Origin of the sequence: Streptomyces sp. NPDC088915 (assembly GCF_044749825.1) — a bacterium.
Lineage (GTDB): Bacteria > Actinomycetota > Actinomycetes > Streptomycetales > Streptomycetaceae > Streptomyces.
Map to the genome: position 1 here is coordinate 192,375 of NZ_JBIVIR010000006.1, position 25,460 is coordinate 217,834.

26 protein-coding genes and 1 pseudogene are annotated in these 25,460 nt (G+C 72.6%); 9 read left to right on the forward strand and 18 right to left on the reverse strand.

Going from position 1 to position 25,460, the window contains the following annotated elements:
• Nucleotides 1–32: 32 nt before the first annotated feature.
• From ACIP5O_RS13365 to ACIP5O_RS13380, 4 genes and pseudogenes are all read right to left on the reverse strand, one after another.
• Nucleotides 33–563, reverse strand: a complete 531-nt coding sequence (locus ACIP5O_RS13365; RefSeq protein WP_401292712.1) for an NUDIX hydrolase — start codon at nt 561–563, stop codon at nt 33–35.
• A 24-nt stretch (nt 564–587) separates the two neighbouring features.
• Nucleotides 588–971 (reverse strand): annotated as a pseudogene (locus ACIP5O_RS13370) (hypothetical protein); the annotation flags it as partial.
• 142 nt (nt 972–1,113) lie between these two features.
• A complete protein-coding gene (locus ACIP5O_RS13375; RefSeq protein WP_401292298.1) occupies nt 1,114–1,854 on the reverse strand; it encodes a 3-keto-5-aminohexanoate cleavage protein in 741 nt (246 codons plus the stop codon).
• Between the two features lie 73 nt (nt 1,855–1,927).
• Entirely contained in the window at nt 1,928–2,782 is an 855-nt protein-coding gene (locus tag ACIP5O_RS13380; protein ID WP_401292301.1) for a hypothetical protein, read from the reverse strand.
• Between the two features lie 169 nt (nt 2,783–2,951).
• On the opposite strand from ACIP5O_RS13380, the gene ACIP5O_RS13385 reads away from it, so the two are divergent.
• Nucleotides 2,952–3,197: a hypothetical protein gene (locus ACIP5O_RS13385; RefSeq protein ID WP_401292714.1), complete on the forward strand. Its 246-nt coding sequence runs from the start codon at nt 2,952–2,954 to the stop codon at nt 3,195–3,197.
• Nucleotides 3,198–3,212: 15 nt separating this feature from the next.
• Nucleotides 3,213–4,397: a glutathionylspermidine synthase family protein gene (locus tag ACIP5O_RS13390; RefSeq protein ID WP_401292304.1), complete on the forward strand. Its 1,185-nt coding sequence runs from the start codon at nt 3,213–3,215 to the stop codon at nt 4,395–4,397.
• Nucleotides 4,398–4,445: 48 nt separating this feature from the next.
• Here ACIP5O_RS13390 and rocD read toward each other — a convergent pair whose 3' ends face one another.
• A complete protein-coding gene (gene rocD, locus ACIP5O_RS13395; protein WP_401292307.1) occupies nt 4,446–5,651 on the reverse strand; it encodes an ornithine--oxo-acid transaminase in 1,206 nt (401 codons plus the stop codon).
• A 272-nt stretch (nt 5,652–5,923) separates the two neighbouring features.
• On the opposite strand from rocD, the gene glyA reads away from it, so the two are divergent.
• The 3 genes from glyA to ACIP5O_RS13410 all read left to right on the forward strand — a co-directional run bounded on the left by glyA (nt 5,924) and on the right by ACIP5O_RS13410 (nt 9,124).
• Complete coding sequence (gene glyA / locus ACIP5O_RS13400) at nt 5,924–7,210, forward strand: serine hydroxymethyltransferase (protein WP_401292308.1); 1,287 nt, start codon at nt 5,924–5,926, stop codon at nt 7,208–7,210.
• 187 nt (nt 7,211–7,397) lie between these two features.
• On the forward strand, nt 7,398–8,411 hold the full coding sequence (gene trpS / locus ACIP5O_RS13405) for a tryptophan--tRNA ligase (RefSeq protein WP_401292311.1): 1,014 nt from the start codon (nt 7,398–7,400) through the stop codon (nt 8,409–8,411).
• A gap of 116 nt (nt 8,412–8,527) precedes the next feature.
• The gene (locus tag ACIP5O_RS13410; protein WP_401292313.1) at nt 8,528–9,124 is read left to right on the forward strand and encodes a 2'-5' RNA ligase family protein; all 597 of its coding nucleotides are present in this window, start codon (nt 8,528–8,530) and stop codon (nt 9,122–9,124) included.
• A 16-nt stretch (nt 9,125–9,140) separates the two neighbouring features.
• Here the strand turns inward: ACIP5O_RS13410 and ACIP5O_RS13415 are convergent, their stop codons facing one another.
• Entirely contained in the window at nt 9,141–9,896 is a 756-nt protein-coding gene (locus tag ACIP5O_RS13415) for an SDR family NAD(P)-dependent oxidoreductase (RefSeq protein ID WP_401292316.1), read from the reverse strand.
• A 19-nt stretch (nt 9,897–9,915) separates the two neighbouring features.
• Entirely contained in the window at nt 9,916–11,292 is a 1,377-nt protein-coding gene (locus ACIP5O_RS13420; protein WP_401292319.1) for an FAD-binding protein, read from the reverse strand.
• A 305-nt stretch (nt 11,293–11,597) separates the two neighbouring features.
• Between ACIP5O_RS13420 and ACIP5O_RS13425 the strand changes: the two genes are divergently transcribed.
• Nucleotides 11,598–12,623, forward strand: a complete 1,026-nt coding sequence (locus ACIP5O_RS13425; RefSeq protein ID WP_401292322.1) for a YihY/virulence factor BrkB family protein — start codon at nt 11,598–11,600, stop codon at nt 12,621–12,623.
• On the opposite strand, the gene ACIP5O_RS13430 is transcribed toward ACIP5O_RS13425, so the two are convergent.
• Together ACIP5O_RS13430 and ACIP5O_RS13435 are read right to left on the reverse strand one after the other, a co-directional pair.
• A complete protein-coding gene (locus ACIP5O_RS13430) occupies nt 12,562–13,818 on the reverse strand; it encodes a D-alanyl-D-alanine carboxypeptidase family protein (RefSeq protein ID WP_401292324.1) in 1,257 nt (418 codons plus the stop codon). The genes ACIP5O_RS13425 and ACIP5O_RS13430 overlap by 62 nt on opposite strands.
• A 374-nt stretch (nt 13,819–14,192) precedes the next feature.
• On the reverse strand, nt 14,193–14,429 hold the full coding sequence (locus tag ACIP5O_RS13435; protein ID WP_125659795.1) for an SCO4848 family membrane protein: 237 nt from the start codon (nt 14,427–14,429) through the stop codon (nt 14,193–14,195).
• Nucleotides 14,430–14,595: 166 nt separating this feature from the next.
• Here ACIP5O_RS13435 and ACIP5O_RS13440 point away from each other — a divergent pair, with 166 nt between their 5' ends.
• Together ACIP5O_RS13440 and ACIP5O_RS13445 are read left to right on the forward strand one after the other, a co-directional pair.
• The gene (locus ACIP5O_RS13440; protein ID WP_401292327.1) at nt 14,596–15,858 is read left to right on the forward strand and encodes a metallophosphoesterase; all 1,263 of its coding nucleotides are present in this window, start codon (nt 14,596–14,598) and stop codon (nt 15,856–15,858) included.
• Nucleotides 15,859–16,051: 193 nt separating this feature from the next.
• On the forward strand, nt 16,052–17,605 hold the full coding sequence (locus ACIP5O_RS13445; RefSeq protein WP_401292330.1) for an ABC transporter substrate-binding protein: 1,554 nt from the start codon (nt 16,052–16,054) through the stop codon (nt 17,603–17,605).
• 45 nt (nt 17,606–17,650) lie between these two features.
• On the opposite strand, the gene ACIP5O_RS13450 is transcribed toward ACIP5O_RS13445, so the two are convergent.
• The 4 genes from ACIP5O_RS13450 to ACIP5O_RS13465 all read right to left on the reverse strand — a co-directional run bounded on the left by ACIP5O_RS13450 (nt 17,651) and on the right by ACIP5O_RS13465 (nt 20,695).
• Entirely contained in the window at nt 17,651–18,388 is a 738-nt protein-coding gene (locus tag ACIP5O_RS13450; protein ID WP_401292332.1) for a TetR/AcrR family transcriptional regulator, read from the reverse strand.
• 10 nt (nt 18,389–18,398) lie between these two features.
• Complete coding sequence (locus tag ACIP5O_RS13455; protein ID WP_401292335.1) at nt 18,399–18,812, reverse strand: thiol-disulfide oxidoreductase DCC family protein; 414 nt, start codon at nt 18,810–18,812, stop codon at nt 18,399–18,401.
• Nucleotides 18,813–18,890: 78 nt separating this feature from the next.
• Complete coding sequence (locus ACIP5O_RS13460; RefSeq protein ID WP_401292336.1) at nt 18,891–19,328, reverse strand: hypothetical protein; 438 nt, start codon at nt 19,326–19,328, stop codon at nt 18,891–18,893.
• A gap of 143 nt (nt 19,329–19,471) precedes the next feature.
• Complete coding sequence (locus tag ACIP5O_RS13465; protein WP_401292338.1) at nt 19,472–20,695, reverse strand: MFS transporter; 1,224 nt, start codon at nt 20,693–20,695, stop codon at nt 19,472–19,474.
• Nucleotides 20,696–20,826: 131 nt separating this feature from the next.
• Here ACIP5O_RS13465 and ACIP5O_RS13470 point away from each other — a divergent pair, with 131 nt between their 5' ends.
• On the forward strand, nt 20,827–21,372 hold the full coding sequence (locus ACIP5O_RS13470) for a MarR family winged helix-turn-helix transcriptional regulator (RefSeq protein WP_401292340.1): 546 nt from the start codon (nt 20,827–20,829) through the stop codon (nt 21,370–21,372).
• A gap of 18 nt (nt 21,373–21,390) precedes the next feature.
• On the opposite strand, the gene ACIP5O_RS13475 is transcribed toward ACIP5O_RS13470, so the two are convergent.
• From ACIP5O_RS13475 to sdhC, 5 genes are all read right to left on the reverse strand, one after another.
• Complete coding sequence (locus ACIP5O_RS13475) at nt 21,391–21,942, reverse strand: hypothetical protein (protein ID WP_401292343.1); 552 nt, start codon at nt 21,940–21,942, stop codon at nt 21,391–21,393.
• 104 nt (nt 21,943–22,046) lie between these two features.
• Complete coding sequence (locus tag ACIP5O_RS13480) at nt 22,047–22,805, reverse strand: succinate dehydrogenase iron-sulfur subunit (RefSeq protein ID WP_030687532.1); 759 nt, start codon at nt 22,803–22,805, stop codon at nt 22,047–22,049.
• On the reverse strand, nt 22,805–24,559 hold the full coding sequence (gene sdhA / locus ACIP5O_RS13485) for a succinate dehydrogenase flavoprotein subunit (RefSeq protein ID WP_401292347.1): 1,755 nt from the start codon (nt 24,557–24,559) through the stop codon (nt 22,805–22,807). Before sdhA ends, ACIP5O_RS13480 begins: the two co-directional genes overlap by 1 nt.
• A gap of 24 nt (nt 24,560–24,583) precedes the next feature.
• On the reverse strand, nt 24,584–25,057 hold the full coding sequence (locus ACIP5O_RS13490; protein WP_356541451.1) for a succinate dehydrogenase hydrophobic membrane anchor subunit: 474 nt from the start codon (nt 25,055–25,057) through the stop codon (nt 24,584–24,586).
• A gap of 8 nt (nt 25,058–25,065) precedes the next feature.
• A complete protein-coding gene (gene sdhC, locus ACIP5O_RS13495; RefSeq protein WP_356541453.1) occupies nt 25,066–25,446 on the reverse strand; it encodes a succinate dehydrogenase, cytochrome b556 subunit in 381 nt (126 codons plus the stop codon).
• Nucleotides 25,447–25,460 lie beyond the last annotated feature (14 nt).

Genomic DNA, 25,460 nt, shown 5'->3' on the forward strand with positions numbered 1-25,460 from the left:
CACACCCGCCGCACGTCCCGGAGCCTCGGCGATCAGGCGGTTCCCCGCTCCGCGGCGGCGAAGTAGTGGCGCAGGGCGTCCTCGCTGTCCGGAGTGAACGGATTCTCCTCCATCGACCGGAGGAGTGCGGACTCCGTCAGCCAGCCGTGCCACATCACTTCGTCCGGGTCGGGATTCGGGTCGTCGGACAGGACGGCCTCGTGCACGGCGAGCCAATGGGGGCTGAGCCCCCTGCGGTTCAGGAACTTCACGACGAAGCGGACCGGTGCTCGGACGCCCAGTTCCTCGGCCAGTTCGCGCGATGCGGCCTCCTCGTAGGACTCACCCGCGGCGACGGCGCCGCCGGACGCCACCTCGTAGTGCCCCGGGAACCGGGTGAGGTGCTCGGAACGACGGTGCACGAGGATCCGGCCTTCACGGTCCCGGCACACCGTCACGGCGATCCGGTGCAGCCAGCCACGGCGAACGGCCTCGTCCCGGCCGACCACCGCCAGGACCCGGTCCTGCTCGTCGACACGCTCGACCGTCTCGTCGGCGAGTCCCGCGAGCGGCTGCCGAGGCACGGTCCCGGAGGCGGACGCCTGCTGCCGGTCGAGCTTCTCCAGGACCCGGTCGCGGAGGAGCTCGTACTCCTCGCGGAGCCTGCGCCACTCGGTCACGGGCGGGCGGGGAACGACGATGCCGCCGGTGACCACCTCCTCCGGCCCGAACTGCTCGCGGGTGAGGTCGATCTCGACGCCCGCGCCCAGGCGGTTCCACCAGTGGTGGTCCACGCGCTCTCCGCCGACGTGGACCTCCCCGCGGATCAGCTCGCCCCCCAGCAGGTCGTTGAGCACCATGGCGGTCACCCCGCACTGGTCCCGGGCCGGGTTGTCCTCGGTCCAGCGTGCTCGGAACTCGGGCGTGCACGTCTCGGCACTCCAACTGCCGCGCACGGCTCGTTCGATGTCGGAAAGGAGCAACGGCGTCATGCCCGTGATCCTGCCCGCGACCACTGACAACGGCCCGGGGCGCTGCCGCGCGAGGCCACGTGCTCGATGTTCGGCGAGAAACGCCCGCCCTCCACCGCGACAGGCCGGAAGTGCCCTGCAGGTGCTTCCCGGGCTCCTCCGATCACGGCTTCGGCCGGCCGCGGTGCTCTTCGAGGATCTCCCGGGCCGTCCGTACCAGGTGCGCGTTGCCCTCCGCGGTCGAGCCGTCGGGCAGTGTCCGTACGTCCTCCAGGCCGATCCTGGTGGCCAGGCCCAGGCCGGCCGCCGCGCGCAGGACGGGCCAGGCGCCGCCGTCCTCGCCGTGCAGCAGCAGGGGCGCCGCGAGGCCGTCCCCCAGTTCCCGCAGCAGGGCCGTGGCCGTGGACGCCGCCGTGGCCGGGTCGGTGTCGGTCACCTCGACCAGGACCCGCAGCACCCGGTGGGCCGACGGCCAGGTGCGGAACCGGCGGGCGCCGTCGGTGTCCGACCAGACGCCGGCCTCGACGCCGATCCCGCGCTCCAGCAGCGCGTCGGCCACCGCCTCGGCGCCCTCCTCGTGCCAGTTCACCGAGGCGTGGTCGGGCAGCACCGTCCAGGACCGGATCAGCGCGATCCGCCGCTCCGGGTCCGGGACCGCCCAGGCCCCGGTGGTGACCCCGACCCGCACCCCCTCCGGCACGGCGGCGCGCACCGCGCCCACCGCCCCGGCGACCGCCCGGGGCTCCAGCGAGTCGAGACCGTCGGCCCCCCGGGGGTGGAGGTGGACGTCCTCCGCTCCGGCCTCCACGGCGCGTGCCGCCTCGGCCGCCAACTCCCCCGGAGTCACCGGGACCCACCGGTCCTCGCTCCGGCTCCGTGCTCCGTTCAGGCATACCTGCAACATGCGTCGCACTCTGCCGGACACCACCGGCAGGAGGCCGGAACCCGAGCCAGGGCCTGTCTTCCGTGTCGGCCGGCTAAACGGCACCGGCAGGGGGCCCGGGATCCGCCTCCCGGTCCGGGTCCGGGTCCGGCGCCTCGCCGAAGCGCGCCAGGGTCAGGGAGCCCGCCACCGCCACGGCGAAGCCGGTGACCGCGAGCCAGCCGAGGCCGGCGCGGGTGGTGTCGCCGAGCCAGGCCACGCCGACCGCCGCCGGGCCGATCGTCTCGCCGAGGACCATGCCCGCCGTCGCCGTCGTCACCGAACCCCGCTGGAGCGCCGAGGTCAGGAGGAGGAACGCCGCCCCGCCGCCCGCCAGGAGCGCGTACAGGGTCGGGTCCGTCAGGTCGATCCCGTCGATCAGGCGGACCGCCACCTCCACCACCCCGAAGCCGAAGCCCGCCCCCAGGCCCAGGGCGAGCGCGCGCGGGCGGTCCGGCAGCCGGCCGGCCGCCGCGCCGAGCAGCAGGATCCCGAAAGCGACGGCCAGGAGCGCCCAGTCCAGCGCCTCCGGGCCCGCCCGGTGGCCCTCCCTGCCCGAGGCGAGGGCCAGCATCGCGAGCCCCGCGCAGACCACCGCCACCGCCGCCCACTCCACCCGGCTCAGCCGCACCCGGAGCACCCGCGAGGCGACGACCGCCGTCACCGCCAGGCTCGCGGCGAGGGCCGCGCCCACCACGTAGATGGGCAGCGTCCGCAGGGCCACGACCTGGAGGACGAACCCCAGGCCGTCCAGGCAGAGACCGGCGAGATAGCGCCACTGCCGCACCGCCCGCCACAGCAGCGCGACGTCGACGCCGCCGCCCGTGCCCGGCTCCGCCGCACGGGCCGCCACCGCCTGGAAGACGGACGCCGTGCCGTAGCAGATGGCTGAAGCAAACGCACAAATCATCCCGAGGAGCACGAAACGACTCTAGGGCCTGCGGCCGGAAAGCAGCGGACTGGACTGGCGGTCGCGGCATGTGTGACCGTGAGGCGCGCGACCGAGGGGATCGCGACCGCGAAGGGGGAGGGTGAGAGACGTGCGGAGGCTGAGGTCGAGCACGGTGGTGCTCGGCGGCATGGGCGTCCTTGCGGCGACGATCACGGCGTGCGGTTCCGAACCGGACAAGCGGTGCGTGGACCGGCTGAGCCGGGAACAGCTGCCCCGTTACGAGTGCGAGAGCGGCAGCGGCGGCAGCAGCTCTCCCCGCGGGTCGTACTACTACGGCGGGTCCGTCAGCGACAAGAAGGTGAGCGGCGGCAGCTTCGACAAGGCCGCCGTCGACAGCGGCGGCTTCGGCTGCTCCGGTTCCGGCGGCGGCTGAGGCGGGCCCGGCACCGTGGAACGCCACACCATCGAACCCCGCCCCGACTGGCAGCGGACCGTCGAGGAGCAGGGGCTCGTCTATCCGCTGACCCGCCACCCGGACGGCTCGCTGCGCCCGTACTGGGACGAGAGCGCGTACTACTCCTTCTCCCTGCCCGAGGTCGAGGCGCTGGAGGAGGTCGTCGAGGAACTGCACGCCATGTCCCTCGCCGCCGCCGCGCACATCGTCGAGGAGGAACGTTTCGCGGAGCTCGGCGTCACCGACCCCCGGCTGGCCGGACTGATCGCCGAGTCCTGGCGCCGCCGTGACGAACTACCCTCGATCTACGGGCGGTTCGACCTGCGGTACGACGGCACGGGGCCGGCCAGGATGCTGGAGTACAACGCCGACACCCCCACCTCCCTCGTGGAGGCCGCGAGCCCGCAGTGGTTCTGGATGGAGGAGCGGTTCCCCGGCGCCGACCAGTGGAACTCCCTCCACGAGCGGCTCGTCGACGCCTGGAAGCGGCAGGCCCACCTGCTGCCGCCCGGCCCCGTCCACTTCGCGCACTCGGAGGGCGACGAGCTCGGCGAGGACCTGATGACGGTCGCGTACCTGCGCGAGACCGCCCAGCAGGCCGGCCTGGAGACCGAGGCGCTCTCCGTCGAGCAGATCGGCTGGGACCGGCTCTCGGGCCGCTTCGTCGACGACCGGCTCCGCTTCGTCCGCAGCTGCTTCAAGCTCTACCCGTGGGAGTGGCTGACCACCGACCGCTTCGGCCCGTACGTCCTGGACACCCTTGACAACGGCGGCGGCACCGGCACCACCTGCTGGATCGAGCCCGCCTGGAAGATGCTGCTCTCCAACAAGGCGCTGCTCGCGATCCTGTGGGAGCTGTACCCGGACCACCCCAACCTGCTGCCCGCCTACCTCGACGGGCCGCGCGAACTCGCCGCCACCACCGGCTGGGTCGCCAAACCGCTGCTCGGCCGCGAGGGCGAGGGCGTCACCCTGCACGAGGCCGGTACGGAGCCCTTCGTACGGGACGGGGAGCCCTGCTGCTACCAGGGCCTCGCCCCGCTGCCCGACTTCGACGGCAACCGGGTGGTCCTCGGCGCGTGGGTCGTCGAGGACGAGGCGGCGGGCCTCGGCATCCGGGAGTCGGCGGGCCCCGTCACCGACGAGTACGCCCGCTTCCTGCCGCACGTGATCCTGTGACCGCGGCTCCGTCCCCGCCGGTCGCCGGACCGGCGGGGACGGACCCCGTCAGTCCGCCAGCACCCCCCTCAACTGCTCAAGACCCCAGTCCAGGTCCTCCTTCGCGATGACCAGCGGCGGGGCGATCCGGATCGTCGAGCCGTGGGTGTCCTTCACCAGGACCCCCCGGTCGAGCAGCCGCTCCGAGATCTCCCGGCCCGTGCCCTTCGACGGGGCGATGTCCACCCCGGCCCACAGCCCGCGCCCCCGCACCGCCTCCACCGCGCCGCCGCCCACGAGCAGCCCCAGCTCGGCGTGGAGGTGGTCGCCCAGCTCCGCCGCCCGCTCCTGGTACTCGCCCGTCCGCAGCATCGCGATCACCTCCAGGGCCACCGCGCAGGCCAGCGGGTTCCCGCCGAAGGTCGACCCGTGCTCGCCCGGCCGGAAGACCCCGAGCACGTCCCGGTCGGCCACCACCGCCGACACCGGCACCACCCCGCCGCCCAGCGCCTTCCCGAGCAGGTACACGTCCGGCACCACGCCCTCGTGGTCGCACGCGAACGTCCTCCCCGTCCGCCCGAGCCCCGACTGGATCTCGTCCGCCACGAACAGCACGTTCCGCCGCCGGGTCAGCTCCCGCACCCCCGGCAGATAGCCGGCCGGCGGCACCAGGACCCCCGCCTCGCCCTGGATCGGCTCCAGGAGCACCGCCACCGTGTTCTCCGTGACCGCCGCCTCCAGGGCCGTCAGGTCCCCGTACGGCACGATCTCGAACCCCGGCGTGTACGGCCCGAAGTGGTCCCGCGCCTCGTGGTCCGTGGAGAAGCTCACGACCGTCGTCGTCCGGCCGTGGAAGTTGTTCGCCGCCACCACGATCTTCGCGTGCCCGTCCGGCACGCCCTTCACCTCGTACCCCCACTTCCGGGCCGTCTTGACGGCCGTCTCCACCGCCTCCGCCCCCGTGTTCATCGGCAGCACCGCCTCCTTGCCGCACAGCTCCGCGAGCCGCGTGCAGAAGTCGGCGAACCGGTCGTGGTGGAAGGCCCGCGAGGTCAGCGTCACCCGCTCCAGCTGGGCCTTCGCCGCGTCGATCAGACGCCGGTTGCCGTGCCCGAAGTTGAGCGCCGAGTACCCGGCGAGCAGATCGAGGTACCGACGCCCCTCGACATCGGTCATCCAGGCGCCGTCCGCCGAGGCGACGACGACCGGAAGGGGGTGGTAGTTGTGGGCGCCGTGCGCCTCCGCGGAAGCGATCGCGTCTTCTGTCCTCGACACGGGATCTCCGTTCGTCCTGCGGCCCGGGGTGGATGTGCCCCCTTCCCCTATCGTCGCTCGCATGCCGGACGGGGAAACCTCCGACACGGCCGGGCCGCTACCCTGACGGCACGCACGGCGACTGGCGTACGGGGAAGCGACCCCGGGGGAGCCGTGCGCGGCAGACCGCACGAGGCGCCGCCCGCCTGGGCGTCCCGGGACCGACGTCCCGCGCGGCGCCGCGACCTCCTCGCAGTGCCCCGGGACACCGACCACGCCCGGAGGACACCACCGTGACCACCACCGAAGCCGTCGCAGTCGCAGACGCCCACCCCGCCCTCTCCGCCGCCGACCCCGAACTCGCCGCCCTCGTCGGCGCCGAGGAGCGGCTCCAGGCCGACACCCTGCGCCTCATCCCCAGCGAGAACTACGTCTCCGCCGCCGTCCTCGAAGCCTCCGGCACCGTCCTCCAGAACAAGTACAGCGAGGGCTACCCCGGCCGCCGCTACTACGAGGGCCAGCAGAACATCGACAAGGTCGAGGCCCTCGCCGTCGCGCGCGCCAAGGCCCTCTTCGGCGTCGACCACGCCAACGTCCAGCCCTACTCCGGCTCCCCGGCCAACCTCGCCGTGTACCTCGCCTTCGCCGAGCCCGGCGACACCGTCATGGGCATGGCCCTGCCCATGGGCGGCCACCTCACCCACGGCTGGGGCGTCTCCGCCACCGGCTCGTGGTTCCGGGGCGTCCAGTACGGCGTGCGCCGGGACACCGGGCTCGTCGACCTCGACGAGGTCCGCGACCTGGCCCTCAAGGAGCGCCCGAAGGTGATCTTCTGCGGCGGCACCGCCCTGCCCCGCACCATCGACTTCGCCGCCTTCGGCGAGATCGCCCGCGAGGCCGGCGCCGTCCTCGTCGCCGACGTCGCCCACATCGCGGGCCTGATCGCGGGCGGCGCCCACCCGTCCCCGGCCGGGCACGTGGACGTGATCTCCACGACCACCCACAAGACCCTGCGCGGCCCGCGCGGCGCCATGCTCCTGTCCCGCGAGGAGCACGCCCGGGCCCTCGACCGGGCCGTCTTCCCCGGCCTCCAGGGCGGCCCGCACAACCAGACCACCGCCGCCATCGCCGTCGCCCTGCGCGAGGCCGCCCTGCCCTCCTTCCGCACCTACGCCCACGCCGTCGTCGCCAACGCGAAGGCCCTCGCCGGGGCGCTCCTCGCCCGCGGCCTCGACCTGGTCTCCGGCGGCACCGACAACCACCTGATCCTGATGGACCTCACCTCCCGGCAGGTGCCGGGCAAGACCGCCGCCAAGGCCCTCGACCGGGCCGGGATCGTGGTCAACTACAACACCGTCCCCTTCGACCCCCGCAAGCCCTTCGACCCCTCCGGCATCCGCATCGGCACCCCCGCCCTCACCTCCCGCGGCCTCGGTACGGAGCACATGCCGCTGGTCGCGGAGTGGATCGACCGGGGCGTCACGGCCGCCGGCCGCGGCGACGAGGAGGCGCTCGCCGCGATCCGCGCCGAGGTCGCCGACCTGATGGCCGCCTTCCCGGCCCCGGGCCTGCCCGTCTGATCCGGCAGCCACCGCGAGGGGGCGCGGACCGGCGCGCGCACTGTGTTCCTGGTCTCATCCGCCACGGGCCACGGCCGCCGCGACCGGAACCGCGCCCCCGCGCGCGTACCCCCTGACACATCGGCCCGGCGGGACCTGACACATCGGTCGGGCGGGGACCGGTCCCGCACCTGAGAGAATGATGTGCATGGCCTTTGACAGTCCCCGTGTGCTCTCCGGAATCCAGCCCACCGCCGGCTCGTTCCACCTCGGCAACTACCTCGGCGCCGTCCGCCAGTGGGTCGCCCTCCAGGAGACCCACGACGCGTTCTACATGGTCGTGGACCTGCACGCGATCACGGTCCCGCAGGACCCGGCCGAGCTGCGCGCCAACACCCGGCTCGCCGCCGCCCAGCTGCTCGCCGCCGGTCTCGACCCGGAGCGCTGCACCCTCTTCGTCCAGAGCCACGTCCCCGAGCACGCCCAGCTCGGCTGGATCATGAACTGCCTCACCGGCTTCGGCGAGGCCTCCCGCATGACCCAGTTCAAGGACAAGTCCGCCAAGCAGGGCGCCGACCGCGCCACCGTCGGCCTCTTCACGTACCCGATCCTCCAGGTCGCCGACATCCTGCTCTACCAGGCGAACGAGGTCCCGGTCGGCGAGGACCAGCGCCAGCACATCGAGCTGACCCGCGACCTCGCGGAGCGGTTCAACGGGCGCTTCGGCGACACCTTCACGATCCCCTCGCCGTACATCCTGAAGGAGACGGCGAAGATCTACGACCTCCAGGACCCCTCGGTCAAGATGAGCAAGTCGGCCTCCACGCCGAAGGGCCTCATCAACCTCCTGGACGACCCGAAGGCCACCGCGAAGAAGGTCAAGAGCGCCGTCACCGACACCGACACGGTGATCCGCTTCGACCCGGAGAACAAGGCCGGCGTCTCCAACCTCCTCACCATCCTGTCCACCCTCACCGGCACCTCCGTCCCCGACCTGGAGAAGTCCTACGAGGGCAAGATGTACGGCGCGCTCAAGACGGACCTCGCCGAGGTGATGGTGGACTTCGTCACGCCGTTCCGGACCCGCACCCAGGAATACCTGGACGACCCGGAGACGCTGGACTCAGTCCTGGCCAAGGGCGCCGAGAAGGCCCGCGCGGTCGCCGCCGAGACCCTCGCGCAGACGTACGAGCGGATGGGCTTCCTGCCCGCCAAGCACTGAGTACCGGGGCCCTGGTCACGGGGGTGGTGCAGGCCGCACACTGGCGGCTGCACCACCCGCACGCCCACCCGCACACGCGACGCACCTACACGCACCGGACGACGGAGGAGAACGACGTGGGGACCGTAACGCTCGGCGTTTCGATCGCGGTCCCGGAGCCCTACGGCAGCCTGCTCCAGGAGCGGCGCGCCGGCTTCGGGGACCAGGCCGCGCACGGCATCCCCACCCACGTCACCCTCGTCCCGCCGACCGAGGTCCCCCGGGAGCGGCTGCCGGAGATCGAGGCGCACCTCGCGCGCGTGGCCACCGGCTACCACCCCTTCCCCGTCCGCCTGAAGGGCACCGGGACCTTCCGTCCGCTCTCCCCGGTGGTCTACGTGAAGCTGGCGGAGGGCGTCGTGCCCTGCGACCGGCTCCAGCAGCGGATCAGGGACGAGGCCGGGCCGCTCGTGCGCGAGCTCCAGTTCCCGTACCACCCGCACGTCACCGTGGCGCACGGCATCTCCGAGGAGGGGATGGACCGGGCGTTCGAGGAGCTCGCCGGGTACGAGGCGGCCTGGACCTGCCGCTCCTTCGCGCTGTACGAGCAGGGCGCGGACCTGGTGTGGCGGAAGCTGTACGACTACGAGTTCGGCAGCGGCCACCCGGCCCGCGCCGTCCCGGCCCAGGGCGGCAGCCCGGTCGACACGCCGACGGCCGCGCCGAGCGCCTGAGGCCCGGCACGGCCGCCTACACCGGCAGCCGCCGGTACAGCGGCCTCGGCACGTGCCGCACCGCCGACGTCACCATCCGCAGCGTCCCCGGCACCCACACCGTCTCCGAGCGGCGCCGCAGCCCCAGCTCGATCGCGCCCGCGACCGCCTCCGGGGTGGTCGCGAACGGTCCCTCCGGGCGCCCCGCCGTCGCCCCGGAGCGCACGGACCCGGGTCGCACCACCATCACGTGCACCCCGGTGCCGTACAGCGCGTCCCCGAGCCCCTGGGCGAAGACGTCCAGCCCCGCCTTCGAGGAGCCGTAGATGAAGTCGGCGCGGCGGGCCCGCTCGGCCGCCACCGAGGAGAGCACCACGAGCGAGCCGTGCCCCTGCGCCTGGAGCGCGCCCGCGCACACCAGGCCGGCCGAGACGGCGCCGGTGTAGTTGGTCCCGGCGACCCGGGCGGCGGCGACCGGGTCGGACTCGTCGCGGGCCTGGTCGCCCGGGACCCCGAAGGCGAGCAGCACCATGTCGACGTCGCCCGCCGCGAAGACCGGGCCGAGCCGCTCCTCGTGCGACCCGGGGTCGAGCGCGTCGAAGGGGACGGTCCGCACCCCGGCCCCCAGCGCCCGCAGCGAGTCGGCGGCGGCGTCGAGGGCGGGGGAGGGGCGGCCGGCCAGGTGGACCGCGCGGGTGCGCCGGGCGATCATCCGGCGGGCCGTGGCGAGCCCGATCGCGGAGGTGCCGCCGAGGACGAGCAGGGACTGGGGCGCGCCGAGGGCGTCCTTCACGATCAGCTCCTAGAGGGTCCTAGAGGGAGAGACGGCGGGAGAGGTCCGAAGCGAGGACGGACCGGGGGCCGAGCGCGGCCCGCAGCGCCCGGAACTCGTCGAGCCGCGGGTACATCGCGGCCAGGACCTCCGGCCGCACCCGCGAGTCCCCGGCCAGGTACACCCGCCCGCCGGCCTCCGCGACCTCCTCGTCGAGCGCGTCGAGGAAGGCGCCGAGCCCCGGCAGGCCGGTGGGCAGGCCGAGGGCCAGGGACCAGCCGGGCAGCGGGAAGGAGAGCGGCCCGGGACCGCCCGGGCCGAACCGCTTGAGGACGGCGGGCAGGACGGGCCAGCGCCGGTCCGCGATCCGCCGCACGATCCCCCGGAGCACCTCCTCCCGCCCGTACGGGAGGACGAACCGGTACGGGACGGAGCCCCCGGGACCGTACAGCCGGTTCCAGTGCGGGACGGCGTCGAGCGGGTGGAAGAAGCCGGACAGCGGCCGGAGCCGGCCGGTGGCCGCGCGGGGCGCGGCCCGGTACCAGAGCTCGCTGAAGAGCCCGGCGGAGGCGCCGCCGAGCAGCCCGTCGGGGACGTGCGGCGGCGGGGCGGGCAGCCGCCCGGGCCGGAAGGCGAGCGGCGCGCGGCGGGCCGGGTGGCGGCGGGGCAGCGCGTCGTACGGGGCGGGGTTGCCGCGCGTGAGGACGGCGCGGCCGGTGGCGGCGCCCCGGGCGAGCAGGTCGACCCGGGCGGTGGAGTGCTCGTACCGGTGGTCGCCCCCGGCCAGCAGGGCGAGGAGGTCGTCGAGGTCGCGGGCGCGCTCGGTGTCCACGCGCATCAGGGAGGTCTCGACGGCCGGCAGCCGCAGGACGGCGGAGAGGACGACGCCGGTCAGGCCCATGCCGCCGGTGGTGGCGTCGAAGAGCGGGGTGCCGGGCCGGACGGTCCTGATCTCCCCGTCGGGGGTGAGGAGCTTGAGCGAGGCCACGTGCCGGCCGAAGGAGCCGGCGGCGTGCTGGTTCCCGCCGTGGACGTCGGCGGCGATCGCGCCGCCGACCGTCACGTACCGGGTGGCGGGCACGACGGGGACGAACCGGCCGAGCGGCAGCAGGACCTCCATCAGCCGGTGCAGGCTGACGCCCGCCTCGCAGTCGACGAGCCCCGCGCGCGCGTCGACGGCGCGGATCCGGTCGAGGCCGGTCATGTCGAGGACGGTGCCGCCGGCGTTCTGGGCGGCGTCGCCGTGGGAGCGTCCGAGGCCGCGGGCGATCGCGCCCCGGCCGCCGGGCGCGCGGAGGACCGCGACCGCCTCGGCGGGACTGCGGGGCCGGTGCACGCGCGCGAGGGTGGGGGCGGTGCGGCCCCAGCCGGTGAGGGCTTCGCAGTCGTCGTCCGGGACGCGGGTCTCGACAGCCATGGAGCCGACCGTATAGGCGGCAATGCCGCTTATGCCGGTATTACACGATATTCCCGGGCGGTGCGTCGAAAGGGGTGATGATCCGACGGGAGGAGGATCGGAAGAGAATTCCGGCGGCCGGCCCTCATGTCGACCGACCTCTTGCCGACCGACCTCATGTCGACCGACCTCTTGCCGACCGACCTCATGTCGACCGACCTCTTGCCGACCGACCTCATGTCGATCGCGCATGAGACGGCCGGGCGGGGGGATTCTCGTACTCCGGTCACCCGCGCACCGCACGGATCGAGGGGTACACGCACGACATGGACTGGCTGACCAAGCTCCCCGTCATCGGCCCCTGGGTCGCCCGCCTGATGCGCACCCACGCCTGGCGCGCGTACGAGACCCTCGACCGGGCCCACTGGAGCCGGCTCGCCGCCGCCATCACCTTCCTCTCCTTCCTCGCCCTCTTCCCGCTCATCACCGTCGCCGCCGCGGTCGGCGCCGCGCTCCTCAGCGACGAGCAGCTCGACCGGATCGAGGAGAAGATCGGCGAGCAGGTCCCCGGCATCTCCGACCAGCTGAACATCGGCGCGCTCGTCGACAACGCCGGCACCGTCGGGATCGTCGCCGGCGCCCTGCTCCTCTTCACCGGCATCAGTTGGATCGGCTCCATGCGGGAGTGCCTGCGCGCGGTGTGGGGCCTCGACGACGTCGAGGGCAACCCGGTCCTGCTCAAGGGCAAGGACGCGATCGTCCTGGTCGGCCTCGGCGGCGTCGCCCTCGCCTCGCTCGCCGCCTCCTGGCTCGGCTCCACCGCCGTCGGCTGGAGCGCCGACCGGCTCGGCGTCTCCGAGGGCGGGGCGGGCGGCGTCCTGCTCCAGGCCGGGGGCGTCCTCGTCGGCGTCGTCGCCGACTTCCTGATCCTGCTGTACGTCCTGTCCCTGCTGCCCGGCGTCGAGCCGCCCCGCAAGGAGCTCGTGGTGGCCTCGCTCATGGGCGCGGTCGGCTTCGAGCTCCTCAAGCTGCTGCTCGGCGGCTACATGAAGGGGGTCGCGGCGAAGTCGATGTACGGGGCGTTCGGCGTCCCCGTCGCCCTGCTCCTCTGGATCAACCTCACCGCGAAGCTGCTGCTGTTCTGCGCCGCGTGGACGGCCGCGGCCTCGCCGGGGAAGGACGGGGCTCCGGCCGGGACCGGCGAGGACGGGGACTCCGGTTCCGGCGAGGGCCCCGGTCCGGGCGGGACCTCCGGTTCCGGCGGGGCCCCCGGTTCCGGCGGTTCCGGGGCTACTCTTCTCCGCCCCGGTCACGGCGACGCGCCGCCACGGCCAGCGGCCAGCGCCGGTTGACCAGGAACACGGCGCCCGCGAGGAGGGCGAGGACCCCGCCCGCCACGGCCAGCGCGGTCCCGACCCCGCCGGTCCTCCCGGCCGCGACCGCCTGGACGGGCTGCGCCGGGGCGTTCTTGCCGGGTGCCGGGTCCGCCGCGCCGGCGGACGCGGACGCCCCCGTACGGGCCGAGCGCGGCGGCACCAGCTCGCCCACCGGCTCCACCTTCCCGAGCGCCGCGAAGCCCCAGTCGAACAGCCGGGCGGTCTCCCGGTAGACGGCGTGCTGCTCCTCGGAGGACGGGTTCATCACGGTGACGAGCAGGACCCTGCCGTTGCGCTCGGCGACCCCGGTGAAGGTCGCGCCCGCGTGCGTGGTGTTGCCGTTCTTGACCCCGGCGATGCCCTGGTACGGCGGGACGCCGAAGTCGCCCGTGAGCAGCCGGTTGGTGTTCTGGATCTCGAAGGTCTCGCGCTTCTTCTCGCCCGGCTTCCGTATGCCGGGGAAGGCGGCGCGGGCCGTGGCGGCGTACTCGCGGAAGTCCGGCTTCGTCATGCCGTTGCGGGCGATGAGCGTGAGGTCGTACGCGGAGGAGACCTGGCCCGGGGCGTCGTAGCCGTCCGGGGAGACCACCTTGGTGTCGAGCGCCTGGAGCTCGGCCGCCTGGTCGTTCATGTCCTGCACGGTCTGCTTCAGACCGTGGTTCATGTTCGTCAGGACGTGCACGGCGTCGTTGCCTGAGCGCAGGAAGACGCCGAGCCACAGGTCGTGGACGCTGTAGGTCTGCTTCTCCTTGACGCCGACCAGGCTGGAGCCCTCGCCCATCCCCGCCAGGTCCTGACCGGTGACCAGGTGGTTCTGCGTCTTGGGGAACTTGGGCAGCAGGGTGTCCGCGAAGAGCATCTTCAGGGTGGAGGCCGGGGCGAGCGGCCAGTGCGCGTTGTGCGAGGCGAGGACCTGGCCGTTCTCCGCGTCCGCGACGATCCAGGAACGGGCCGACAGCTCCTTGGGCAGCACCGGCGCCCCGGCCTTGAGCCGCACCTGCGTCCCGGGCCGGCCGAGCAGGGCGCCGCCCACCTCGGACATGGCGAGCGGCGGCTTGGGCTGCTTGTCCTGGGAGTCCTTCCCGTCCGCGTGGGCCGCGGGCGCGGCGAGGACGAGCGGGAGGAACACAGCAGCGGCGACCGTCCAGGCGGTCTTCTTCGAAGCAGACACGGTCGTGAACGTACAGGTACGGAACGGGGATACGAACCCGGGAAGGCCGTTCGAACCCATTCGTCCACCCGGGGGCGTGAAACCCCGCCGTCGCATCCGCTGGGTCCCGCTCGCGTTCGGGGCATGGAGCCGGCGCATCGGCATCACCTTTCGTACGTCACTGGCCCGGAGGGCGCACTCACGCCCTCCAAGACGTCGACGGGCCCGCCGAGGATCCGGATGCGGCGCTCTTCGGTCAATCCGTTCCGGCCGGGGCCCGCACGCCGAGCCGCTGCCCGGCGCCGTACTCCCCGTACCGCTCCACCTCGGCGAACCCCGGCCGCGCCGCGAGCCGCATCGCGCGGCCGGGTGGCGGATCCGGTCCCGGCGGTTTCCTACTTCCCGGTCGCCCGGACGCCCCGGAGGCCGATCACGCCGACGGCCGTTCCCAGGACGAAGGAGGTGACGGCGAGGGCGAGGTGCACCCAGAAGTACGCGGTCGGGTCCCCCGCGTCGTCGAAGGCGAGCCCGCTCCCGTCCTTCCAGAGGTTCTTCGCGAAGGTCACCCAGATCACCCAGGACCAGACCCCGAACGCGAGCAGGAACCAGGAGGCGCGGCGGCTGAGCTTCATGAGCTGTCCTTCGAGGGAGGGCGGGTCGTTCCCCGCCAGTATCGAACCGCCCCCGCCGGGCCCCGGAGGCGGGTCTCTGTACGCTGGGCCCGGCCGCGCCCGGGATCGACGGGCCGCGCGGGGCGCGCGTCGTACGGGCGCCCAGAAGGAGAAGGGGTTCCGGGCCGTGGTCGTCCTCCTGCTGGTCGTGGTCCTCGCGCTGCTCGGCGCGGTCCACCGGTACGTGTGGCGGCGCCTCGTCCGCGACGTGACGGCGCCCGGCGGCCTGCCGCGCCGCCTGGGCACGGCCGCCGTCGTGGCCCTGCCGCTGTGCTCGGTCGCGGCCCTGGTCTCCTCCCGCGCGGGCGTGCCCTTCCGGATCCAGCATGTGCTCGCCTGGCCGGGGCAGATGTGGCTCGCCGTGCTCCTGTACCTGGTCCTGGCCCTGCTGGTGGGCGAGGCCGTCCGCCCGCTCCTGCGCGCCCGGCTCGCCCGCCGGGCCCCGGCCCCCGACGCGGTCACGGCTCCCGAGCCGGTGCCGGTGCCGGCGGCCGCCGCGCCCGACACCGCGACCCCGGCTCCGGCGGCCCCCGCCCCGGAATCCGCGACCACCCCCACCGACCCCTCCCGCCGTCTCTTCGTCTCCCGGGTCGTGGGCGGCGGCGCCGCCGCCGTCGCGCTCGGGACCGTCGGGTACGGCACGTACGGCGTGCTGCGCGGGCCCCGGGTCAAGCGGGTCACCGTGCCGCTCGCCAAGATCCCGCGCGCCGCGCACGGGTACCGGATCGCCGTCGTGTCCGACATCCACCTGGGCCCGATCCTGGGCCGCGCCCACACCGAGCGCATCGTGGCCACGATCAACTCCACCCAGCCCGACCTGATCGCGGTCGTCGGCGACCTCGTCGACGGCACCGTCGCGGACCTCGGCCCCGCCGCCGAGCCGCTCGCCCGGCTCCGCGCCCGCCACGGCTCCTTCTTCGTGACCGGCAACCACGAGTACTTCTCGGGCGCCGACGCCTGGGTCGACCACGTGCGCGAACTCGGCCTGCGCCCGCTGCGCAACGAGCGCCTGGAGATCCCGGCCGGCTTCGACCTCGCGGGCGTCGACGACGTCGCGGGCGAGAGCGAGGGCCGGGGCCCCGACTTCGGCCGCGCCCTCGGCGACCGCGACCGGGCCCGCGCCGCCGTCCTCCTCGCCCACCAGCCGGTCGTCGTCCACGACGCCGTGCGCCACGGCGTGGACCTCCAGCTCTCCGGCCACACCCACGGCGGCCAGCTCTGGCCCGGCAACCTCCTCGCCGAACTGGCCAACCCGACCGTCGCCGGGCTCGAACGGTACGGCGACACCCAGCTCTACGTCTCGCGGGGCGCGGGCGCCTGGGGACCCCCGGTCCGGGTCGGCGCCCCCTCCGACGTCACCGTCGTCGAACTCGCCTCGAAACAGGCGTGAAGAGGGCCCGTCACTCCGCGCACCGAGAGTGATACGTGCTGCTCATCGACTTAAAGTCTCATATCCCGGACATATACCTGTGGTGTGAAAGTTTTCTCTTCCGCTTGTGAAGGCCGTGTGATGGGATGACGCCATCGCGGCGGTACCGGGGGGCCCCGCACCTGGGGTGGTACCGAAAAAAGGAAGCACGGCAATGCGGTCGACGGTCCGTCTGCGGATCCTCATCACTTGTGGAGTACTGGTGGCGGCCGGGGTGGGCGGCTGGCAACTCCTGCCCTCCGACGGCGTCAGGACCGATCCGATCGCCGTCGGCACCACCGACGAGATCACCTCGCTCGACCCGGCCGGCGCCTACGACGCCGGCTCCTGGGCGATCTACAGCAACGTCTACCAGTCCCTCCTGACGTTCAAGCCGGGCTTCACCGAGCCGGTGCCGGACGCCGCCGAGAGCTGCGGCTTCACGGGCTCCGGCCTCACCACGTACCGGTGCACGCTCCGCGACGACCTCACCTTCTCCAACGGCCGCAGGATGACCGCCGAGGACGTCGAGTACTCCTTCGAGCGCATGCTGGGGATCAAGACGGACGTCGGCCCGCAGCCGCTCTTCCCGACGCTGAAGAGCGTCGAATCCGAGGGCCGGACCGTCACCTTCCACCTCGGCGCCAAGGACGTCACGTTCCCGCTGAAGCTGGCCACCGGCGCCGGTTCGATCGTGGACCGCGAGCGCTACCCGGAGAAGAGGCTGCGCCCGGACGAGGCGGTCGACGGCTCGGGGCCGTACGTCCTCAAGGAGTACAAGCCGGGCGAGTCCGCCCTCCTGGAGCCCAACCCGCGCTACAAGGGCGCCGTCGCCAGGACCGGCCGCCCGGTCCTCGTGAAGTACTACGCCAAGTCCGAGGAGCTCGCCGGGGCCTGGAAGGCGAAGGACGTCCAGGTGACGCACCGGCAGCTCCCGCCGGACTTCGTCTCCACGCTGGAGGCCGCGGACGGCACCCGGGTCACCGAGGCGGAGAGCGCCGAGATCCGCAACATCAACTTCAACGTCCGCCCCGGCTCGCCCATGGCGGACAAGGCCGTGCGGCGGGCCGTCGCGGCGGTCCTCGACCGACCGGCGATCACCACCGGCGCCTACAAGGGCACGGTCGAGCCGCTGTACTCCCTCATCCCGCAGGGCTTCGTCGGCCACAGCACCGCGTTCTACGACCGCTACCCGGAGCCCAGCGGCGCGAAGGCGAAGAAGATCCTGGAGGACGCGGGGATCGGCACCCCCGTGAAGTTCACCTTCGGCTTCCGCGAGGACGACACCTACGCCGCCGAGACCACCGAGATCAAGCGGCAGCTGGAGGAGACCGGCCTCTTCGCGGTGAAGACCGTCGAGGTCAAGTGGGAGGACTTCCAGAAGCAGTACGCGAAGGGCGACTTCGACGCGTACACCGTCGGCTGGCTCCCCGACTTCCCCGACTCCGACAGCTTCACCGCCCCGCTCGTCGGCACCGCGAACACCCTGCACAACGGGTTCTCCAGCGAGCGGATCGACTCCCTGATCGCCTCGACGCAGCGGTTCAGCGAGCGTTCGCGGGCGACGGAGGACTTCAAGGCGATCCAGAACGAGGTCGCCGACGACGTCCCGCTCGTCCCGCTGTGGCAGAAGAAGGACTACGTCCTCTCCACGGAGGCGGTCGCGGGCTCCCAGTACCTGACGGACGGCACGGGCATCTGGCGCCTGTGGGAACTGAGCTGGATCTAGGGCCTGTCCGGCGGGGAGCCGTGCGGCTCCCCGTGCCGTCCCCGCCTACTGCTTGGCGCCCGCCCGCTTCGGCTTGCCCGAGGCCGCCATCCCGGCCGCCGTCGGCATGAAGTCGGCGAGCAGCTCGTGGGTCTCCTTGACCAGCGGGCGCAGGATCCGGAAGCGGGAGAGCGAGATCGCGCGGGCGGTGACCGGCGCGAGCCGCTCCACGAGCCGCCGGCTGTTGGCGGCCCCCTCCGACCGGTCGTACACCCAGAAGAGCACCAGACCCATCTGCTGGAGCCACAGCAACTGCGGCAGGGCCTCGGCCAGTTCGGGGTCGACCTTCACCGAGGCCCCGGAGATGACGCGCCGGTGCACCTCGATCGCGGCCTCGCGCGGCCCCTCCGACTCGGGCGAGAACGGGCTGAGCGGGCTGTCCGGGTCGGCGGCGTTCTTGAAGAACTGGGCGGCGAACTCGTGGTACGGCTCTGCGATGTCCAGCCAGCCGAGGTAGACCCCCCGGATCCGGGTCGTCAGGTCCTTCTCGCCCCCGGTCAGGATGGGCTCGACGGCGGCCTGGTGCTCCTCGGCGATCCGGTCGTAGAAGCCCTGGACCAGGTGCTCCTTGGACGAGAAGTAGTAGTACGCGTTGCCGACGGAGACCCCGGCCTCCTGGGCGATGGCCCGCATCGTCGTCTTGTCGTAACCGCGCTCCTTGAACAGCCGGAGCGCGGTTTCGAGGATGAGCGTGCGGGTCTGCTCGCTCTTGGGGGCCTTCTTCTCTTCCTTCACGTCCTTCACGGAGCCGAGCCTAACCGGGCGGACCGGGCACTTCGCAGCGCCCGTCCCCGCAGCCGCCCGGGCCGGGTCCCCCGCCGGGCCCCTTGAGCGCCTCGCGCCACTTGGCGGCGGCCAGGACGGTCATCCGGGCGAAGGGCTGCCCGGCGGGGGTGGCCAGCCAGTGGGCCCTGGGCCGGTGCTCGGCGAGGGCCCAGAGGCAGACGATCCAGGCGGCGGTCTCCCGGTAGACCTGGCCCCGGTCCCCGATCACGGTGATCTCCCGCAGGGTGGCGGCGTGGTCGAGGGCCGGGAACCGGCGCCGGGCCTCCTGGGACCTGGCCGGCACCAGGTCGAGCGGGACGAGCTGCCGCTGCCGCAGCAGCCAGTGCCGCAGGTGCACGCAGAGCGGGCAGTCGGCGTCGTACAGCACGGTCAGGCGCCTCACGGGCGTCCGCGGGGCGGGGGCCCCCGGCGCGGGGGCCGGTACCGGGGTGCCCTGTCCGGGTGCGGTCGGCACGGCGGTTCAGCCCTGCTGCGGCGCGGGCGGGGCCCAGGGGCCGCCCTTGGGGGTCGCGGTCCAGCCCTGCGGGCCGACCGGCGGCACCTGCTCGCGCTCCATGACCCCGCGCCGGCGGATCTTGTTGAGCACGTACACGTTCCCGAGGTGCATCACGCCGAGGACGAGCAGCACCACCCCGAGCTTGACCGAGAGGGCCTCGAAGAGCGCCCGGGCGTCGAGGACGGCGTCGTCCTGGCTCAGGTAGAGGGCGACGAAGCCGAAGTTGACGAGGTAGAAGCCGACCACCAGGAGGTGGTTGACGGCTTCCGCGAGCTTCTCGTTCCCGTGCAGGACGTCCGCCAGGAAGATCCTTCCGTTGCGGCTGAGCGTGCGGGCGACCCAGATGGTGAGGGCCACGGCGATCAGCAGGTAGACGATGTACGCGACGACAGTGAGGTCCATGCCCCACCCTCCCTTGAACGCGTTCAAAAGCTGGCAGTGACGACTGTAGACCTCCTCTTGAACGTGTTCAAGTCGCGGGGGGAGGGGATCGTCCACTCGCTCCCCTCCTAGGGCCTGTCCGGCGGATCAGGGTCGGACAGGCCCTAGGTGAACTTCCGTACGCCCGGCACCAGCGCCGTCCCCAGGCAGCAGCCGCCCACCGTCAGCGCGGCGGCGAGCAGCGGGACTTCGGGGCCCCAGGCCGAGGCGGCGAGCGGGGCCAGGGCGTAGCCGAGGGGCATCGCGGCGAGCGAGAGCAGCCAGTCGTACGAGGTGACGCGGGCGAGCGCGTGGGCGGGCACCGCGCGCTGGACGGCGGTCTGCCAGACGGGGGAGAGGAAGCCGAGGCCGGCCTGCGCGAGCCCGTAGGCCGCGATCGTCACCGGCGCGGGCGCGGCGACGGCGAGCAGGACCAGCGGCAGCGCGTACGTGGCGAGGCCGAGGTTCGCCGTCAGGACCGGGCGCCGGGGGCTGACGCGGTCCGCGAGCAGCGCCCCGAGGAGGAAGCCGACGGCGCCGACCTGGAGGAGGACCACCCAGGTGGTGCCGCCGCCGAGCCGCTGCACGGCGACGGCGGGCCCGAGGGTCGTCAGGACGGCGGCGGCGCCGTTCCAGGCGCTGTGGCCGACCAGGCTGGTCCAGTACCAGTCCCGGGAGCGGACCTCCCGCCAGCCCTCGACGAGGTCGGCGCGGAGCGAGCGGCGGGGGATCGGCACCCGCTCCACCCGTACGGCGGTCAGGAGCAGGGCGCTGACGCCGAAGGTCGCCGCGTCCAGGACGAACGCCCAGCCGGCGCCGACCGTGAGGACCAGCGTGCCCGCGAGCGCCGGGCCCGCGAGGCGGGCGGCGCTCTGGGCCACCCCCGTGGCCGCGTTGGCGCGGTGCAGCGCCCCGGCCTCCACCGTGCCCTTCACCAGGGGTGCGACGGTCGGCATGGCGAAGGCCCCGGCGGCCCCGCCGCACGCCTCCGCGACCGCGAGCACGGCGAGGCCGGGGGAGCCGCCGAGGAACTGGACGCCGACGAGGAGCTGGGTGGCGCAGCGTACGAGATCGGTGGTGAGCGCGACCGTCCGGGCGTCGAAGCGGTCGCCGACGACGCCGCCCAGCGGCAGCAGGAGCAGCTTGGGGACCATCGCGCAGCCGAGGACCAGGGCGAGCGCCGAGGTGGAGCCGGTGGCCTCCAGGACGGCGAGGGCCAGGGCGGCGGGGATGGCGGCGTTGCCGAGGAGGGAGAGGGCGCGGCCGGTGAAGAGGAGGCGGAAGGAGCGGGTGCGCAGGGGGTGGGGGAGGGATGCGGGCGCCGTGGCGGCGGCGGGAGCGGCGGGCATGGTCGAAGAGTATTTCGGTACCGAATAATTCGCCAACGAATTAGTTGGCGGAGGGCTATTCGACAGCGAATTATTCGGAACCGAAATGCTTGAGGAGACGGGTGTGCCCCTCCCCGACGTACGATCGCCCCATGGACCCCACCCCCGCGCCCCCCGCCCCCTCGGAACGGCGCGACTGGACCGACGGGCACGTCGCCCGCTGGCAGCCCGTCCTGCCCGGCCTCGACCCCGTCGTCGAGGGCGCGGTCACCCGGATGAAGAAGCTCTCGGTCCATCTGCGCCGGGTCAGGGAGCAGTCGCTCGTCGACTTCGACCTGGAGCGCCACGAGTTCGACACGCTCCACAAGCTGGCCGGCCGCGGCGGCAGCGCCGCCCCCTCCGAACTCGCGCAGGACCTCGACCTGGCCCCCGCCTCCGTCTCGGGTCGCCTCGACGCCCTGGAGAAGCGCGGCTTCGTCCGCCGCACCCGGTCGACCACCGACCGGCGCCGGGTCGCTGTCGAACTCACCGCCTCCGGCCGCGAGACCTGGCTCGGCGCTATGGACGTCCTCGGCCACGAGGAGTACCGGCTCCTCGGCGTCCTCGGGCCCGAGGAGCGCGCCCTGCTCAACGACATGCTGCGCCGCGTGATGGTGGCGGCGGAGGCGGGCGACGCCCCCGCCCCCTGGCGCGGCTGAGGTCCGCGGACCGGACCGTCACACGCTCAGCGAGCGCGCGAAGTTGAGCTGGCCCATCACCCAGTGGATGGTGTCCGGGCCCGTCGCCGGGATCATCGTCGCGTGGTGACGACCCCCGCTGGTCACGGTGACCTGGATGAAGCCCGTGGTCTTCTTCTCCTTCATCAGGAGGAACAGCAGACCCACCAAGCACAGCAGCGCGAAGACGATCGCGAGCACGACCGCGGCCGTCGGGATCTTCTCCTCGGTCCGCGACATGTCCATCGCGTTCCACACCGCGCCCTTGAGGGGCATCTCCCCGGCCGGCGTGATGATCCGGTCCCCGACCACCGTGATGTCACCGAGCGCGAGGACCGGCGCGGCCCCGGCCGCCATCGGCGGGAACCGCTGCGGCACGGGCACGCCCGCGGCGAGCGTCGGCTGGTACGCCGGGGGCTGCGGGTACCCGTACCCCGGGGGCACGTCCTGCGGGTACCCGTACGCCGGGGTCCCGGGCGCGCCGCCCTGCCCCGGAGCCCGCCCCGGCCCCCACGTGTACTCGCCGTCCGCGTAAGGATTCGGCTCGCTCATCAGTCCCCGCTCTCCACAACGACACACTCCTGCGCGTGCGGACGGGAAAGCCCGCCCCCGCACGCCGAGCGTACAGAAGCGGGCTTTCCCGTCGTGACCGCGATTCAGAAACGACGCGTGATCAGCGCGCGCTTCACTTCCTGGATCGCCTTGGTGACCTCGATGCCGCGCGGGCAGGCGTCCGTGCAGTTGAACGTCGTGCGGCAGCGCCACACGCCGTCCTTGTCGTTCAGGATCTCCAGGCGCTGCTCACCGGCCTCGTCGCGCGAGTCGAAGATGAAGCGGTGCGCGTTGACGATCGCGGCCGGACCGAAGTACTGCCCGTCGTTCCAGAAGACCGGGCAGGACGACGTGCACGCGGCGCACAGGATGCACTTGGTGGTGTCGTCGAAGCGCTCGCGGTCCTCGGCGGACTGCAGGCGCTCGCGGGTCGGCTCGTTCCCCTTGGTGACCAGGAACGGCATGACGTCCCGGTACGCCTGGAAGAACGGCTCCATGTCCACGACCAGGTCCTTGAGGACCGTCAGGCCCTTGATGGCCTCGACCGTGATCGGCTTCTCGGGGTTGATGTCCTTGATCAGCGTCTTGCAGGCGAGCCTGTTCTTGCCGTTGATCCGCATCGCGTCCGAGCCGCAGATGCCGTGCGCGCACGACCGGCGGAAGGTCAGCGTGCCGTCGACGTCCCACTTGATCTTGTGGAGGGCGTCGAGCACGCGCTCCTTGGGGTCGATCTCGATCTGGAAGTCCTCCCAGACCGCCGCGTCCGAGACCTCGGGGTTGAAGCGGCGGATCCGCATCGTGACCGTGATGTACGGCGACGCGGCGGAGTCCTTCTCGACCTTGTCCAGTACGGGGGTAGCCATCAGTACTTACGCTCCATCGGCTGGTAGCGGGTCGTGACGACCGGCTTGTAGTCGAGACGCACGGTCTCGGAGCCGTCCTTGCCGACCTCGCGGTACGCCATCGTGTGACGCATGAAGTTGACGTCGTCGCGGTTCGGGTAGTCCTCGCGGTAGTGACCGCCGCGGGACTCCTTGCGCGCCAGGGCCGAGACGGCCATGACCTCGGCCAGTTCGAGCAGGTTGCCCAGCTCGATGGCCTCCAGGAGGTCGGTGTTGAAGCGCTTGCCCTTGTCCTGGATGGACACGTTCTCGTAGCGCTCGCGCAGCTCGGCGATCTTGTCGACGGCCGTCTTGATGGTCTGCTCCGTGCGGAACACCATCACGTTGGCGTCCATCGTCTCCTGGAGCTCGCGGCGCAGGTCGGCGACCCGCTCGTTGCCCGTGGAGTTGCGCAGCTTCTCGATCTGGCCGACGACGAACGCCTCGGGGTTCTCCGGCAGCTCGACGTAGTCGGCCTTGGCGGAGTACTCGGCCGCGGCGATGCCGGACCGCTTGCCGAAGACGTTGATGTCGAGCAGCGAGTTGGTGCCGAGGCGGTTGGCGCCGTGCACCGACACGCAGGCGACCTCGCCGGCCGCGTACAGGCCCGGGACGACGGTGGTGTTGTCCGAGAGGACCTCACCCTCGACGTTGGTCGGGATGCCGCCCATGGCGTAGTGCGCGGTGGGCTGGATCGGGATCGGGTCCGTGTACGGCTCGATGCCGAGGTACGTACGGGCGAACTCGGTGATGTCCGGCAGCTTGGCGTCGAGCTGCTCCGGCGGGAGGTGCGTCAGGTCCAGGTAGACGTGGTCGCCCTCGGGACCGCAGCCGCGGCCCTCGCGGATCTCCGTGTAGATGGAGCGCGAGACGACGTCACGGGACGCGAGGTCCTTCATGACCGGCGCGTACTTCTCCATGAAGCGCTCGCCGTCCTTGTTGCGCAGGATGCCGCCCTCGCCGCGGGCGCCCTCCGTGAGCAGGATGCCCATGCGCCAGATGCCCGTCGGGTGGAACTGGAAGAACTCCATGTCCTCCAGGGGCAGGCCGCGGCGGTAGCAGGCCGCCTGGCCGTCACCGGTCAGGGTGTGCGCGTTGGAGGTCACCTTGAAGAACTTGCCGGTGCCGCCGGAGGCGTAGATCACGGCCTTGGCCTGGAAGATGTGGATCTCGCCGGTGGCCAGCTCGTAGGCGACGACGCCCGAGGAGTGCTTGACCCCGTCGACCTCGGTGATCAGCTGGTCCAGGACGTAGAACTCGTTGAAGAACTCCACGCCCTCCTTGACGCAGTTCTGGTACAGCGTCTGGAGGATCATGTGACCGGTGCGGTCCGCGGCGTAGCAGGACCGGCGGACCGGGGCCTCGCCGTGGTTGCGGGAGTGACCGCCGAAGCGGCGCTGGTCGATGGTGCCGTTCGGGGTGCGGTTGAACGGCAGGCCCATCTTCTCCAGGTCGAGGACGGCGTCGATGGCCTCCTTCGCCAGGATCTCGGCGGCGTCCTGGTCGACCAGGTAGTCACCGCCCTTGACCGTGTCGAAGGTGTGCCACTCCCAGTTGTCCTCCTCCACGTTCGCCAGCGCGGCGGCCATGCCGCCCTGCGCGGCGCCCGTGTGGGAGCGGGTGGGGTAGAGCTTGGTGAGCACGGCGGTGCGGCTGCGCTTCGTCGCCTCGATGGCGGCGCGCATGCCGGCGCCGCCGGCTCCGACGATGACGGTGTCGTACTTGTGGATCTTCATCAGTGGATTACCTCAGCCCCGTGCCTAGCGGATGTTCGGGTCGAAGGTGAAGATCACCAGCGTGCCCAGAAGGATGGTGAACACCGTGGCGGTGTACAGCAGGCCCTTGAGCCACAGGCGCGTGTTGGCCCGCTCCGCGTAGTCGTTGACGACCGTGCGGAGGCCGTTGGCGCCGTGCAGCATGGCGAGCCAGAGCATCAGCAGGTCCCAGACCTGCCAGAACGGGGACGCCCAGCGGCCGGCCACGAACGCGAAGCCGATCTTGGAGACGCCGCCGTCCAGGAAGAGCTGGATCAGCAGGTGGCCGAGGACCAGGACGACGAGGACCACGCCGGAGAGGCGCATGAAGAGCCACGCGGCCATCTCGAAGTTGCCGCGGGTCGCGCGCGGGGTCCTGCCGGTGCGCTTGCGGGGGGCCTCGATGTACGGCGCGGGGTTGTCCACGTCGTAGCCGCCGCCCTCGACGGGTCCGATCGCGGAGGTGGTGTCAGTCGACATGTCTGGCGTCAGCTCCCGAACAGTTCGCGTGCGGCGTGGCCGAGGACGGGGTACAGCGAGCCCGCCATCAGCACGACCCAGATGCCCACGACGGTCCAGAGCATCTGCTTCTGGTAGCGGGGGCCCTTGGACCAGAAGTCCACGGCGATGACGCGGAGGCCGTTCAGCGCGTGGAAGAGGATGGCGGCGACCAGGCCGTACTCGAGCAGAGCGACGATCGGCGTCTTGTAGGTCGCGACGACCTCGTCGTAGGCCTCGGGGGAGACGCGGACGAGAGAGGTGTCAAGGACGTGTACGAACAGGAAGAAGAAGATGAGGACGCCGGTGACTCGATGAGCCACCCAGGACCACATTCCTTCCCGGCCGCGGTACAGCGTTCCAGCCGGCACGGAAAAACCCTCCG

What these genes read in the sequence shown, in the direction of transcription:
- ACIP5O_RS13475 (WP_401292343.1), bottom strand. Translation starts at nt 21,942, where the DNA reads ATGAGCGAGCCGAATCCTTACGCGGACGGCGAGTACACGTGGGGGCCG.
- ACIP5O_RS13375 (WP_401292298.1), bottom strand. Translation starts at nt 1,854, where the DNA reads ATGTTGCAGGTATGCCTGAACGGAGCACGGAGCCGGAGCGAGGACCGG.
- ACIP5O_RS13425 (WP_401292322.1), top strand. Translation starts at nt 11,598, where the DNA reads ATGGACTGGCTGACCAAGCTCCCCGTCATCGGCCCCTGGGTCGCCCGC.
- ACIP5O_RS13460 (WP_401292336.1), bottom strand. Translation starts at nt 19,328, where the DNA reads ATGGACCTCACTGTCGTCGCGTACATCGTCTACCTGCTGATCGCCGTG.
- ACIP5O_RS13470 (WP_401292340.1), top strand. Translation starts at nt 20,827, where the DNA reads ATGGACCCCACCCCCGCGCCCCCCGCCCCCTCGGAACGGCGCGACTGG.
- ACIP5O_RS13420 (WP_401292319.1), bottom strand. Translation starts at nt 11,292, where the DNA reads ATGGCTGTCGAGACCCGCGTCCCGGACGACGACTGCGAAGCCCTCACC.
- ACIP5O_RS13490 (WP_356541451.1), bottom strand. Translation starts at nt 25,057, where the DNA reads ATGTCGACTGACACCACCTCCGCGATCGGACCCGTCGAGGGCGGCGGC.
- ACIP5O_RS13380 (WP_401292301.1), bottom strand. Translation starts at nt 2,782, where the DNA reads ATGATTTGTGCGTTTGCTTCAGCCATCTGCTACGGCACGGCGTCCGTC.
- ACIP5O_RS13435 (WP_125659795.1), bottom strand. Translation starts at nt 14,429, where the DNA reads ATGAAGCTCAGCCGCCGCGCCTCCTGGTTCCTGCTCGCGTTCGGGGTC.
- ACIP5O_RS13445 (WP_401292330.1), top strand. Translation starts at nt 16,052, where the DNA reads ATGCGGTCGACGGTCCGTCTGCGGATCCTCATCACTTGTGGAGTACTG.
- sdhA (WP_401292347.1), bottom strand. Translation starts at nt 24,559, where the DNA reads ATGAAGATCCACAAGTACGACACCGTCATCGTCGGAGCCGGCGGCGCC.
- ACIP5O_RS13465 (WP_401292338.1), bottom strand. Translation starts at nt 20,695, where the DNA reads ATGCCCGCCGCTCCCGCCGCCGCCACGGCGCCCGCATCCCTCCCCCAC.
- ACIP5O_RS13385 (WP_401292714.1), top strand. Translation starts at nt 2,952, where the DNA reads ATGGGCGTCCTTGCGGCGACGATCACGGCGTGCGGTTCCGAACCGGAC.
- ACIP5O_RS13480 (WP_030687532.1), bottom strand. Translation starts at nt 22,805, where the DNA reads ATGGCTACCCCCGTACTGGACAAGGTCGAGAAGGACTCCGCCGCGTCG.
- trpS (WP_401292311.1), top strand. Translation starts at nt 7,398, where the DNA reads ATGGCCTTTGACAGTCCCCGTGTGCTCTCCGGAATCCAGCCCACCGCC.